At 52.9% G+C, this 12,395-nt stretch carries 12 protein-coding genes; 4 read left to right on the top strand and 8 right to left on the bottom strand.

The window, feature by feature from the left end; genetic code table 11:
• The first annotated feature begins 215 nt into the window (after nucleotides 1-215).
• The 4 genes from ccoG to ccoS are packed head-to-tail and all read left to right on the top strand — an operon-like array spanning nucleotide 216 to nucleotide 4,755.
• On the top strand, nucleotides 216-1,772 hold the full coding sequence (gene ccoG / locus P8H26_RS03430; protein ID WP_289631442.1) for a cytochrome c oxidase accessory protein CcoG: 1,557 nt from the start codon (nucleotides 216-218) through the stop codon (nucleotides 1,770-1,772).
• A gap of 16 nt (nucleotides 1,773-1,788) precedes the next feature.
• On the top strand, nucleotides 1,789-2,340 hold the full coding sequence (locus tag P8H26_RS03425; protein WP_289631441.1) for a FixH family protein: 552 nt from the start codon (nucleotides 1,789-1,791) through the stop codon (nucleotides 2,338-2,340).
• Entirely contained in the window at nucleotides 2,337-4,583 is a 2,247-nt protein-coding gene (locus P8H26_RS03420) for a cation-translocating P-type ATPase (protein WP_289631440.1), read from the top strand. Before P8H26_RS03425 ends, P8H26_RS03420 begins: the two co-directional genes overlap by 4 nt.
• 4 nt (nucleotides 4,584-4,587) lie before the next feature.
• Nucleotides 4,588-4,755 (top strand): cbb3-type cytochrome oxidase assembly protein CcoS, encoded by a 168-nt coding sequence (gene ccoS, locus P8H26_RS03415; protein ID WP_075654168.1) that lies wholly within the window; start codon nucleotides 4,588-4,590, stop codon nucleotides 4,753-4,755.
• 66 nt (nucleotides 4,756-4,821) lie between these two features.
• Here ccoS and phnN read toward each other — a convergent pair whose 3' ends face one another.
• The 8 genes from phnN to phnL form a co-directional block, all read right to left on the bottom strand.
• On the bottom strand, nucleotides 4,822-5,373 hold the full coding sequence (gene phnN / locus P8H26_RS03410) for a phosphonate metabolism protein/1,5-bisphosphokinase (PRPP-forming) PhnN (RefSeq protein WP_289631438.1): 552 nt from the start codon (nucleotides 5,371-5,373) through the stop codon (nucleotides 4,822-4,824).
• A gap of 35 nt (nucleotides 5,374-5,408) precedes the next feature.
• Nucleotides 5,409-6,563 carry an alpha-D-ribose 1-methylphosphonate 5-triphosphate diphosphatase gene (locus tag P8H26_RS03405; protein ID WP_289631436.1) on the bottom strand — a complete coding sequence of 385 codons (1,155 nt, stop codon included), beginning with the start codon at nucleotides 6,561-6,563 and terminating at the stop codon, nucleotides 5,409-5,411.
• 114 nt (nucleotides 6,564-6,677) lie between these two features.
• Nucleotides 6,678-8,033, bottom strand: a complete 1,356-nt coding sequence (phnE, locus tag P8H26_RS03400; RefSeq protein ID WP_289631435.1) for a phosphonate ABC transporter, permease protein PhnE — start codon at nucleotides 8,031-8,033, stop codon at nucleotides 6,678-6,680.
• Between the two features lie 3 nt (nucleotides 8,034-8,036).
• Nucleotides 8,037-9,014 (bottom strand): phosphonate ABC transporter, permease protein PhnE, encoded by a 978-nt coding sequence (gene phnE, locus P8H26_RS03395; RefSeq protein WP_289631434.1) that lies wholly within the window; start codon nucleotides 9,012-9,014, stop codon nucleotides 8,037-8,039.
• Nucleotides 9,015-9,082: 68 nt separating this feature from the next.
• On the bottom strand, nucleotides 9,083-10,000 hold the full coding sequence (gene phnD, locus P8H26_RS03390; RefSeq protein ID WP_289631433.1) for a phosphonate ABC transporter substrate-binding protein: 918 nt from the start codon (nucleotides 9,998-10,000) through the stop codon (nucleotides 9,083-9,085).
• Nucleotides 10,001-10,046: 46 nt separating this feature from the next.
• Entirely contained in the window at nucleotides 10,047-10,901 is an 855-nt protein-coding gene (phnC, locus tag P8H26_RS03385) for a phosphonate ABC transporter ATP-binding protein (protein WP_220158965.1), read from the bottom strand.
• Nucleotides 10,902-11,063: 162 nt separating this feature from the next.
• Nucleotides 11,064-11,678: a DapH/DapD/GlmU-related protein gene (locus tag P8H26_RS03380; RefSeq protein ID WP_289631432.1), complete on the bottom strand. Its 615-nt coding sequence runs from the start codon at nucleotides 11,676-11,678 to the stop codon at nucleotides 11,064-11,066.
• A complete protein-coding gene (phnL, locus tag P8H26_RS03375) occupies nucleotides 11,675-12,394 on the bottom strand; it encodes a phosphonate C-P lyase system protein PhnL (protein ID WP_213596339.1) in 720 nt (239 codons plus the stop codon). Before phnL ends, P8H26_RS03380 begins: the two co-directional genes overlap by 4 nt.
• Nucleotide 12,395: the final 1 nt, after the last annotated feature.

The following is a 12,395-nucleotide window of genomic DNA, read 5'->3' as shown; positions in this document are numbered from 1 at the left end:
TGCGGCTTTCTTTTCATAAACCGAAAACGCTCTGGTTCTTTATTTCAGCGCAGTACGGACGAAACCGGCTTCAGCTTTTTGCCCAATCTGCACGACAGCATATCGCGGAAAAGTGGGGAGCGGTTTTCCGGTAACGACATGCTTCTAAAACAAGAATACGAGCATGTTGTATGATTATGCTTAATCACAGAATGCTCTAGCCCCCGGAGTATAAAATGTCAGATGTCGGTGAGTTTGAACGTATAGATGCACAGGCGGTCAATTCGTCTGCAAAACGCAACTCTCTTTATGCTGCGCGCGTCAAGGTTTTTCCAAAAAGAGCGAGTGGTGATTTCCGTCGCTTTAAATGGATCATCATGTTCATCACGCTGGGCATCTACTATCTCACCCCGTGGCTGCGTTGGGATCGCGGGCCTTATGCGCCCGATCAGGCTGTCCTGATTGATATTGCGCATCGCCGCTTCTACTTCTTCTTCATCGAAATCTGGCCGCAGGAATTCTACTACGTTGCGGGCATGCTGATTATGGCTGGTATCGGGCTATTTCTGGTCACCAGTGTCGCGGGACGCGCATGGTGCGGCTATACCTGCCCGCAAACTGTCTGGGTTGATCTGTTTCTGGTTGTAGAGCGCGCTATTGAAGGCGACCGCAACGCCCGCATCAAACTCGACAAATCGCCGATGAATGCCGACAAGCTCGTCAAGCGTGTCTCCAAGCATACAATCTGGCTGGCAATTGCAGTGCTGACCGGCGGCGCATGGATTTTCTATTTTGCGGATGCCCCGACACTGCTGATGGATTTTGTGACCGGTCAGGCCGCGATGGTTGCCTATATAACCGTAGCAATTCTGACCGCCACCACCTATGTTTTCGGCGGGTTGATGCGTGAGCAGGTCTGCACCTATATGTGCCCGTGGCCGCGTATTCAGGCTGCCATGCTCGACGAAAACTCCCTGACCGTTACTTATAATGACTGGCGCGGTGAACCACGTAGCCGCAACTCCAAAAAAGCAATTGCTGCCGGTGAGAGCGTAGGCGATTGCGTGGATTGTAATGCCTGTGTTGCGGTTTGCCCGATGGGCATTGATATCCGTGATGGCCAGCAGCTGGAATGCATCACCTGTGCGCTCTGCATCGATGCCTGTAACTCCGTTATGGACAAGATCGGCAAACCACGCGGGCTGATCTCTTATTCCACACTGTCGGACTACGATGCCAATATGGCACTCGCCACCAATAACGGCACTGCACCGATTGAACCTGCACGGATTTATGAAGCCAAGAATACCTTCAACGACAAAGTTCAGCAGCTGAAGTCCTCAAAGATCTTCCGCCCGCGCAGCCTGTTCTATTTCTCGGTCTGGGCGCTGATCGGCGTTGCTCTGATAACAACGCTGCTGATGCGTGAACGGATCGGTATCAATGTGCTGCAGGATCGTAACCCACAATATGTGCTGTTGTCTGATGGCTCCATCCGCAACGGCTATACGGTCAAATTGCTGAACATGGTCACTGAGCCACGCCAGTTTGAGCTGATTGTCGGCGGCCTGCCGCAGGCAGAAGTGCATGTGGCTGATCAGGCAACAGACGGCGCCGGCAGACATATCTTCAATGCTGAGCCAGACCGCCTGAAAACATTGAAAGTGTTTGTTGTTATGCCAAAAACCGCCGTTCCTCCGGGCAGCACACCATTCACCATGACAGTGCGCGATGTTAACGGAACGGAATCGGCAACTTATAAAGCCACTTTCATTGCCCCTGAAAAGCGCTGATAACGGAGATATGCTGATGATCAAGCAAAACACGTCCTCCCCTGCCCCTCAGGGTCGCGAGTTTACCGGCTGGCATATGCTCGGCATTATGATTGCGTTTTTCGGCGTCATCATCATTGTCAACGTGATCATGGCAACATCCGCGATCAGAAGCTGGTCCGGCCTTGTTGTGAAAAACTCCTATGTGGCCAGTCAGGAGTTCAATGAGAAATCCATCATCGGCAAAGCTCATGCCGCGCTCAACTGGCAGGAACATCTGAGCTATGAGAATGGCGTTGTCAGCTACCGGCTGACAAATGCCGATGGCACAGCAGTGAAAGCGGTAGGCGCTACGGCTGTCTTCCGCAGGCCGGTGAATGAAAAAGAAGATCAGACCCTGAATATGATGCCGGTCGCAGAAGGTGTTCTCACCGCAGAAGCATCATTAAAAGACGGCAACTGGGTTGTGGAAATCAACACCTATGCAGGGCTGGACGAGCCTTATCGTCAGGTCAGCCGCATTAATATCAGCAATGGCAAGTTTGTGGTCAAAGATGCAGACCTCAATGTGAAGGGAGCAGCCCAATGAGTTGCTGCGGCTCCGGCATTCAGTTTTCTGCCGCCGACTATCATCCGGAAGAATTGTTGCTGGCCAGCCGCACTCTTGGCGATGGCCAGCGTCAGCTTGACTTGTCAGTCCCTTCAGTTCACTGCGGTTTGTGCATTCAGACTGTTGAAACAGCATTGAACGCGCTGCCGGAAGTAACCTATGCGCGCGTCAATCTTTCGTCCAAACGCGTGTCTGTGCGCTGGAAAGACGGCATTGAACCGCCGCATGTGATTGATGCTTTGCAAAAAGCCGGATATCCCGCCCATATATTTGAACTGGGTGATGACAAAGACCCGCAGCTTTCCCGCCTGCTGATTGCGCTGGCAGTTGCCGGTTTTGCCTCGATGAATATTATGTTGTTTTCCGTCTCGGTCTGGTCCGGTGCGGATGCTGCAACGCGCGATATGTTCCACTGGCTTTCCGGCCTGATTGCGTTGCCTACATTGGTCTATTCCGGTCGTATTTTCTATATGTCCGCATGGAATGCATTGAAGCACGGCCGCAGCAATATGGATGTGCCGATCTCGCTGGCGATTACGCTCGCCTTTGGCATGAGTGTCTATGAAACGCTGAATTCCGGCCAGCATGCTTATTTTGATGCCTCGGCCACATTGCTGTTTTTCCTGCTGATCGGGCGCACACTGGATCATGTGATGCGTGAGCGCGCCCGCTCCGCCGTCAAAGGCCTGTCCCAACTGGCCGCACGCGGCGCCGTGGTCATCGGTGATGATAATCAGCACAGTTTCCTGCCAATTGCCGATATCCGCCCGTCTATGCGCATTATTCTGGCTGTCGGTGAACGTGTGCCGGTGGATGCTGTTGTGGAAAGCGGCCGCTCTGATCTCGATTGCTCGATTGCCACAGGTGAAAGTCTGCCGGTTCCGGTAACGCAAGGCTCAAAAATCCGCGCCGGTACGATGAACCTTACCGCACCGCTGACGATTAAAGCCACCGCCTCAGCCGACAGCTCTTTCCTTGCAGAAATGGTGCGCCTGATGGATGCCGCCGAAGGTGGCCGCGCCCGTTACCGCCAGTTGGCCGACCGCGCTTCCGCGCTTTATGTGCCGCTTGTCCACACCACTGCATTCCTTGCTTTCGTGGTCTGGTTCTACCTGACAGGCGACTGGTATCAGTCAACCTATGTGGCGATCACCACACTGATCATCACCTGCCCTTGCGCCTTGGCTCTGGCCGTGCCGATTGTGCAGGTTGTGGCCGCACGTCGCCTGTTTGAAAACGGCATCATGGTCAAAGACGGTTCCGCGATGGAACGCATGGCTGAGATTGACAGTGTGATGTTTGACAAGACCGGTACACTGACGCTTGGTCAACCACAGCTCATTGAGCGCGGCAGCCTCAATCAGGATGCACTGGAACTGGCCGCCGAACTGGCGCTCTATTCCCGCCACCCGCTGTCTCGTGCATTAACTGCTTTCACCAATCCGGCAAAGAATATCCGTTTCGACCTGATTGAAGAGGTCAGCGGGGCAGGGATTGAAGCCCGTATCGGCAAGGATATTTATCGTCTTGGCCGCCGCGACTGGGCAGATCAGGGAGCCGTGTCTGACAATAGTCACTCCGGCACAGAGACCGTGCTGTCTCTTAACGGCACTTTGCTGGAAACATTCCGTTTTGAAGACAGCCCGCGCGACGATGCTGCACGCTCTGTTCAGGCGCTGAAAAATGAAAAACTCAGCGTGGAAATTCTCTCCGGCGACAAAGAGCAGGCGGTCAGCGCCCTCGCCCGTCAGCTGGGCATTGAGAAATATCGTGCGGAAATCCTGCCTGCGCATAAATCGGAACTGGTGACCGAGCGCACCAATGAAGGCCATAAAGTGCTGATGGTTGGTGACGGGCTGAATGATGCGCCTGCGCTGATGTCTGCCTATGTGTCGATGGCTCCGGCAACAGCTGCGGATATTGGCCGTAATGCTGCGGATTTCGTGTTCCTGCATGACAGCCTGACCGCCGTGCCGCTGGCAGTGGCCATCTCCCGCGAAGCCGGAAAACTGATCCGCCAGAACTTTGCATTGTCGCTGATTTATAATATTATTGCTGTGCCAATCGCGCTGTTCGGCTATGTCACACCGCTGATTGCAGCGCTGTCCATGTCACTGTCTTCGATCCTCGTCGTCAGCAACGCCCTTCGCCTGAAGGCAGGTAAAAAACAAGACCAGAAATCGGTCTCTCCTTTAAGCCTGCTGAAGCGACAAAAGGCCTGAGATTATGAATATATTGATTTTCCTCATACCCATTGCCCTGTTTTTGGGCGGCATGTGGCTCGCAGCATTTTTATGGTCACTGAAAAGCGGGCAATATGAGGATATGGACGGAGCCGCCAACCGGATTTTCCTGCCGGATGATGATGACAAACCGGCACCGGAAAAACCATAAACATCAGGGCAGTTTCGTTTTCCCGAAACTGCCCTGAAATGTTTTCATCATGCGATTAGCACAGGTTCAGCTACGACAGGTATTCAGCTGGCTGGTAAAAGCTTCACCCGCTGCGGCTACATCACCGGAATTATCAATCACCCAAACCGGCACATCACCGGCCTCAACCGGTTGCTGACGCTGCAAGCGCAGGGCAATGGATTCCGGTGTTTCGCGCCCGCGCGAGGCAAGACGCTGTGCCAGCACTTCCGGGCTTGCGGTAATATGGGCAATCGCCACACGCGGGAAACGCGCGGCCAGTTGCGGCAGAACTTTGCGGGAGAGATTGGCAATCACCACGCCGCCATTCTCAATCACCTGCTGCACTGAGGCAGGCAGACCGTAATAGAGGCCATGTGCCTGCCAGTGCATGCAGAATTCTGACCGCTCGATCGCTTCCAGAAATGCCGTTTCTGTCAGCGTATCATGATCTTCCGTATTGCCATGGGCATCACGGGTCACAACACGGCGCACAAAATGATAGCTACCATCTTGCGGCAGGCGTGTGCGTGCATAGTCAATGATTGTGTCTTTGCCTGCGCCGCTCGGCCCCACAACAGCAACAAAAATACCGGTCATTCCATTCATTCCGTCACTCAATATTGCAACCGCACTTAGAGTACGCGCTGCCCTTCCCGCCAGACTGAGCGTACCACCGGTATCGCATTTTGCATATGAACGCGAACCATATCAGCACGCTTGCCCGATGCAAGAGTGCCGCGATCATTAAAGCCGACAGCCTTGGCCGGATTGCGGGTCACCAGATTGATCGCCTGCGGCAGCGTATAGCCATCCACCAGTTGCGGCAGTGTATAAACCGCCTGCACAAGGCTGAAAGGAATATAATCGGACGACAGAATATCGAGATGACCGGCGGAAGCGAGATCACGCGCCGAAACATTGCCGGAATGGGATGAACCGCGCACGATATTCGGTGCGCCCATCAGCACAGCCATACCGGCTTCTTTCGAAGCTTTGGCTGCTTCCAGTGTTGTCGGAAATTCTGCCACATGAATACCCTGCTCAATCGCTTCATCCACATGGGCAAGCGTCGCATCATCATGGCTGGCAAGCGAAATGCCCTTCGCCTGACAACGGGCAGCAATCTCTTTACGGAAACGGTCTGCATAGGCCACAGATTCCGCCACACGACGATCACAGAACGCATCAAACTCGGCCTGTGTCATTTTCTGCTTGCCCATATAATAGGTCTTATAGGCCTCAAGGCTGGCAAACTGGCGCTGTCCCGGCGCGTGATCCATTAAGGAAGCAATCTTCACCTGAGGATTGTGTTCAAACAGTTCAAATGCATCGAGGCAATTCGGGGAAGATACTTCGCAGCGCAAATGCAGATAATGATCTGCACGCAGGCGGCCATTGTTCTGGCCATCGGCAATCGCATCGGCAAGAAGCACCATGTCGTCGGAGTTAATATCCGTATCCCCGTCCAGACCAACGCGCAGCGCATCAAACACTGTGGTGATGCCGGAAGCCGCAATCTGCGCGTCATGCGCCATCAGTGCCGCATCGGCATTCCAGCGCACTTTCGGGCGCGGTGCATAATGGTGTTCAAGATGGTCGGTATGCAGTTCCACAACACCCGGCATCAGATAATCGCCGCCGAAATCTTCGCCGCTAATGCCGTTACCTGCACTGATATCAGCGATTTTTCCGTCACGGATCTGGATTGTACCGGTAATAACTTCATCCTCAAGGATGATGCGGGCATTTTTAAAAACGATATCGGAAGGGCGCGTGTCGCGTGTCATCGGAATTTTCCTGCTAACCAAAACTGTCCTGCATGATCGCTGTGATCATGCAGGACAGCTGTGGCCTACAGGAGTTTTGTGACAATCAGACAACGCTGATTTGAAGTTTTTATCTCATTTCTGTGAGACGCGGCGATCACCGGTCAAACGTGAGCGCAACGCATTGGAAATGGCATCGAAAATGAATACCACAATCAGAATGAGCACCACCATATAGGCAACATTTGCCCAGTTGGAATTGGTACGCATGGCTTCCCAAAGTTTCAGACCGATACCACCCGCACCCACGGCACCAATGATCGTTGCCGAACGGGTATTGGATTCCCAAAAATACAGCATCTGGCTAAGGAATACCGGCATCACCTGCGGGATAACCCCGTAACGCTGCACATTGGCTGGCGATGCACCAACCGACTTCACACCTTCGCGCTGCTTATCGTCGATATTCTCCAGCGTTTCCGAATAGAGCTTACCCAGCGTACCGGTATCAGTGAAGAAGATCGCGGAGATACCAGCCAGAGGGCCCGGGCCGAAAGCACGGGTGAAGAACAGCGCCCAGATAAACATATCCACCGAGCGCAGGAAATCAAACAAGCGCTTGGTAATCTGGTTGGCGAAGAAATTCGGTGTAATATTCCGAGCCGCAATAAACGCCAGCGGCAGTGCCACCAGACCGGCAAAAAGCGTACCGACAAAGGCCATAACAATCGTCTGCAACATCTTTGTCCAGACATCGCCATGCTGCCATTCCGCATTGTTCCAGATATTGTTGAAAGCCAATGACAGATTGGACATTTCCGGCTTGATACGTTCACCGGAGGTGATCATCGACGTGACTTCACCAACCGATTTACCCCAGAAAGGTGAATTGGTATCGAACACAAAATTCGGCCAGCCAAGGAACCGGCGGTTAATGGTGATGCGTTCCGGCATGATGCGGACCGAGCCGGAAAAACCGAAATCGACCTGTACTTCGTCATTCTTCAGCAATGCCCATGACGGCAGCGGCTTGTCATCCGCAAGGCGGGCGGCATCGGCATCAATACGCACATTCAGCGTTTCGCCGTCTTTTTCGACGATCACTGTATTACCGCTGAGATGCAGCGCTTCTGAGCCACCAAAGATTACGCTGGTACGGCCATTGAGCTGTTGTATCCATTCCGGATCAGGATTTTTTCCCAGCACCGAAAAGCGCGGATAGGTGACTTTTGCCTCATCGCCATTGATGCGAATGGTCGGACGCACCTCATAGGAGTACCACTGGCGGGCAGTAATACCGGCGCGATCCCATTGGCCTTCTGACAAAACCGTGCCAATGGCAAAGAACCACCAGCTATAGGCCAGATAAACCAGCACACCCAGAACGATCAGCGGCAGCGTATAGCGTTTGGAAAACGGACGACGGAACACATGCGGATAGCGGTTTTCATAATCAGCAACTTGTGCAGCATTTAAAGTCAAAGCTGTCATCGTTTATGCTCCGAACTGAAAGGCCTGTGCGCCGACAAGACGGCCACGCAGCCAGGCGGAGATCTGATCCACCGCAATGATTGTTACGAGCAGCAAAAACACAATCGCCAGTGTTTTAGCCTGATGGCCGTGACCGATCGACAGACGCAGTGCCTCACCGATACCGCCGCCGCCAACCGCACCGATAATGGTGGAAGCGCGGACATTGATCTCAAAGCGCAGGAAGGCATAGGACATGAAATTCGGCATAACCTGCGGCACGATACCGAAGCCGACACGCTCAAACCAGTTGGCACCAACAGCACGCAGGCCCTCTTCCGCCTTCATATCGGCATTTTCGACGACTTCGAAAAACAACTTTCCTAGCGCGCCGATGGTATGAATACCAACCGCAAAAATCGCAGGAATTGGTCCCAGCGACAGAATGGCAGCAAAGAAACCGGCAATCACGATTTCAGGAAAAGCCCGCAGAATTTCCATATAGCGGCGTACGAAGAAACGCAGCGCACGGCTGGTTGTCAGGTTTTTAGCCGCGAGGAAGCACAGGATAAAACCAAAGAAAAAGCCGATCAAAGTTGCCATCATGGCAATATTGAGCGTCTCCAGCATCTTGTAAAAATATTCAGGAATATAAAACCCACTGCCGAACAGATAGACACGGCCTGCCTCATAATCATATTTCTGGCTACCGTCGAAATAAGGCGATGGCAGATCAAACAGCGCCCGCCAGACTTCCCAGCCGTCACGCGGCACCATATCACCGACAAAATCGAAGAAATGCGGCAACCGCTCCCAGAATTTACCGGCATTGGTTTCATTGGCAAACCACAAGGATGCGGAAAGTGCCAGCAACAAACCGCCGATAATCAGCAGCGTATAGGTACGGCGTCGGGAGGAAAGCTCCTGCCAATGTTTTTCAACCAAGGCCGCTTCACCGGACAGGGTTCTGGTAACAGACGGTGTAAAATCAGAATGGGTCATCGGGCCCGCCTAAAAAGGATACAAAAATGCGGCCAGCATCATTCTTTGACACTGGCCGCAACTTAATCTTACTGACCGATCTGCGACTTACGTGCGTCGATAACCGGCTGGTAGAAATCTTTGTTCACTTCGATATAGGACTTGAAATCGCCGCCCATTGTGGAAGCAAAGCACTCAGGATCGTTTTTCGGCAAATCCAGCATATAGGCTTTGAACTTGGCTTTCAGATCAGCATCAATAGCGGTACGGATAACAATCGGGCCGTTCGGGATCAGCGGGGATTTCCAGACTTCTGTAAAGTCTTTCATGTCGATCAGGCCTTTATCGACCATCTTGCGCAGGTTACCGGATGTATAACCTTCATCAAAGCTGCCAACACCGGAACCAAAAGTTGTACCGGCATCAAACTTGCCGTCTTTAACTGCCAGAACCAGATTTTCATGACCGCCGCCAAAACCGGTTTCACTGAAATAATCTTTAACAGTCGTGCCGCTCAGGTCTTTTGGCAGCGAGGTTACCGGAATGAGATAGCCGGAAGTGGAATCCGGATCAGCAAAACCAAGCTTCTTGCCTTTCATATCAGCAACAGTCTTGATGCCGCTGTCTTTGCGGGCAACCATGATCGAATAATAACCGGTCGAACCATCGGTCTGTTCAGTGGTCAGGATCGGCTCAACAGCATCTTCTTTGGTCAGATAAATTTTGGCATAGCCGGAAGCGCCAAGCTCTGCATAATCCAGTGTGCCGCCGAGCAGACCCTGAATAACGCCGTCATAATCAGCAGCAGGAAACAGTTTAACTTCCTTAACACCGATTGCCTTTGGCAGCTGGTCGATAATGCACTGGTAATTGCGCAGACGGTCAGCTTCGTTTTCACCGCCGATAATACCAACGCGGAACACTTCAGGCTTATCTGCCTGCGCTGCAGTTGCGGTTGCCACTGCGGACAGCGCAACGGCGCCGAGCAAAAGCTTCTTGAAGGTCATGAACCATTCTCCTGTTAAACGATTATCGTTTCTGGTTGGGATTAGTTTATTGTGCGTCTGCAACGAGCTTTGCGACCTGTCGTGCAACTTGCGGGCTGACCGGAGCTTCCGGTGCAGGCTGCTCCAGAGCTGTTGAAGTCACAGCTTCCGAGAAACTTTCATCATCGGCTTCGGCACCATAAATGCGGCGCGCTGCCAGTTGTGTGAGTTCAGCCGGTGTTCCATCGAACACAACGCGTCCGCCCTGCATACCGATGATCCGGTCGCAATAGGTGCGCGCTGTATCCAGCGTGTGAAGATTGGTGATAACCGTCAGGCCTTCGCGCTTATTGATGTCGCGCAGAGCGCTCATCACCACCTGCGCATTGCGCGGATCCAGCGAGGCAATCGGTTCATCTGCGAGGATAACTTTCGGGTTCTGCATCAGCGCACGGGCAATCGCCACGCGCTGCTGCTGACCACCGGAAAGTGTGCCCGCTGGCTGCAAAGCGGTTTTAACAATGTCCAGACGCTCGATATTGGCGATAGCCTGTGCGCGCTCTTCACGGGAGAAAATACCCATCAGGCTTTTGACCGTTGAACGCTGATTAAGACGGCCGAGCAGCACATTGGTCAGCACATCGAGGCGCGGCACCAGATTGAACTGCTGGAAGATCATTGCGCAATCACTGCGCCAGCGGCGCAGCTCGGAACCACGCAAACGTGACACGTCCTGATCTTTGAAAACGATAGAACCGTCCGATGTATCAATCAGACGATTAATCATACGCAACAAAGTGGATTTACCGGCACCGGATGCGCCAATGATCCCCACCATCTGGCCCTGCGGAATTTCCAGATTAACATCTGCAACCGCAGTATTGCCGCCAAAACGACGGGTTACATTTTCAAGCTTCAGCATCAGCGCCCTCTATCAATTTCCATGCGAAATTAGGGGCGTCATATGAAACGAAAATGTAAGTTATATTACATCTATATGAAAATTCTGAATCAGATTTTTGACAAAAAAGCCGCCGGAAATTCCGGCGGCTCTGTTCTACTATTGAATTCAGCGGCTTGGCTATCAGCCGCCGTACTTTTCAAGGAAAGCTTCAATTTCAAGTTTGCGGAAGTCATCCAGTGCATCACGCAGGCGCTGATGATCCCAGTCCCACCATGCGAGTGCCTCCAGACGCTCAACAATACTGTCTGAAAAACGCTGACGAATGAGTTTGGCAGGCACGCCGCCGACAATCGTATAAGGAGCCACGTCTTTGGAAACGACCGCACCGGAACCGATGACCGCACCATTACCGATTTTAACACCGGGCAAAACAGTCACGCCATGTCCCAACCATGTATCATGCCCAATGGTCACTTCATGAGCGCGGCGCCATTCAAAGAAATCTGCCTCCTGCTCGGCATCCGGCCAGTAATCATTGGCGCGATAGGTGAAGTGATGGAGCGTTGCGCGCCACATCGGATGATTGGTGGCATTGATACGCACTGATGCTGCGATATTCGCAAATTTACCGATCTTGGCACACCAGACCATGCCGTCGCGCTCAATATAGGAATAGTCGCCTATTTCCGTTTCAGAGATACGGCAGCGGGTACCAATTTCCGTATAGCGGCCGAATGTGCTGTCGGAAATTTCCGTGTCTACATGGATGAACGGCTGCTCTGACAATCTGGTCATGCGTCCGCTCCCTGACGTACATAACCCGGAGCAAATTCCGTCACGTCGATAATACGGTCAGCCACGGCTTCGCGCACATCTTCGTCATGGAAAATGCCAAGCATCGCCACGCCCTCTGTTTTTTTGCGACGGATCAATTCCATAACAACTTCACGGTTTTTGGCATCGAGCGAAGCAGTCGGCTCATCGAGCAACAACACCGGATGATCAGTGATAAAGCCACGGGCAATATTCACACGCTGCTGTTCACCGCCAGAGAAAGTGGCAGGCGGCAGATCCCACAGGCGCTGCGGCAGGTTAAGCATTGCCAGCAATTCACGGGCTTTGTCCTGCGCCTGCTCGCGATCAACACCACGGGCAAATAACGGATCGGCCACCACATTTAATGCACTGACACGCGGCACAGTACGCAAAAACTGGCTGACATAACCAATCGTATCGCGGCGTACAGCCATAACCGTGCGCGGATCAGCCGAGGCAATATCAATCTGTTTGCCGTGATGGCGAAGAATGATCTGGCCTTCGTCCACGGCATAATTGCCATAGACCATTTTCAGGATCGAGCTTTTACCGGCACCGGACGGGCCACCGAGCACAGCACATTCACCGGCTTTCAGCGCAAAGAATACATTCGTCACCACCGGCAGCGCGATACCGCCCTGCAAATGCATGGTGAAGCTCTTTGCCACTTCCGAAACAATAAGGGGCATAGTCATG

Origin of the sequence: Pseudochrobactrum sp. sp1633, assembly GCF_030376605.1 — a bacterium.
Taxonomy (GTDB): Bacteria; Pseudomonadota; Alphaproteobacteria; order Rhizobiales; family Rhizobiaceae; genus Pseudochrobactrum.
This window is presented reverse-complemented; position numbering and strand designations above follow the sequence as displayed.

Excerpts from the sequence above, each read along its gene's own strand:
- phnD (WP_289631433.1), bottom strand. The coding sequence starts at position 10,000 with ATGACCTTCAAGAAGCTTTTGCTCGGCGCCGTTGCGCTGTCCGCAGTG.
- P8H26_RS03425 (WP_289631441.1), top strand. The coding sequence starts at position 1,789 with ATGATCAAGCAAAACACGTCCTCCCCTGCCCCTCAGGGTCGCGAGTTT.
- P8H26_RS03405 (WP_289631436.1), bottom strand. The coding sequence starts at position 6,563 with ATGACACGCGACACGCGCCCTTCCGATATCGTTTTTAAAAATGCCCGC.
- ccoS (WP_075654168.1), top strand. The coding sequence starts at position 4,588 with ATGAATATATTGATTTTCCTCATACCCATTGCCCTGTTTTTGGGCGGC.
- phnN (WP_289631438.1), bottom strand. The coding sequence starts at position 5,373 with ATGACCGGTATTTTTGTTGCTGTTGTGGGGCCGAGCGGCGCAGGCAAA.
- phnE (WP_289631435.1), bottom strand. The coding sequence starts at position 8,033 with ATGACAGCTTTGACTTTAAATGCTGCACAAGTTGCTGATTATGAAAAC.
- P8H26_RS03380 (WP_289631432.1), bottom strand. The coding sequence starts at position 11,678 with ATGACCAGATTGTCAGAGCAGCCGTTCATCCATGTAGACACGGAAATT.
- phnE (WP_289631434.1), bottom strand. The coding sequence starts at position 9,014 with ATGACCCATTCTGATTTTACACCGTCTGTTACCAGAACCCTGTCCGGT.
- phnC (WP_220158965.1), bottom strand. The coding sequence starts at position 10,901 with ATGCTGAAGCTTGAAAATGTAACCCGTCGTTTTGGCGGCAATACTGCG.
- phnL (WP_213596339.1), bottom strand. The coding sequence starts at position 12,394 with ATGACTATGCCCCTTATTGTTTCGGAAGTGGCAAAGAGCTTCACCATG.
- ccoG (WP_289631442.1), top strand. The coding sequence starts at position 216 with ATGTCAGATGTCGGTGAGTTTGAACGTATAGATGCACAGGCGGTCAAT.
- P8H26_RS03420 (WP_289631440.1), top strand. The coding sequence starts at position 2,337 with ATGAGTTGCTGCGGCTCCGGCATTCAGTTTTCTGCCGCCGACTATCAT.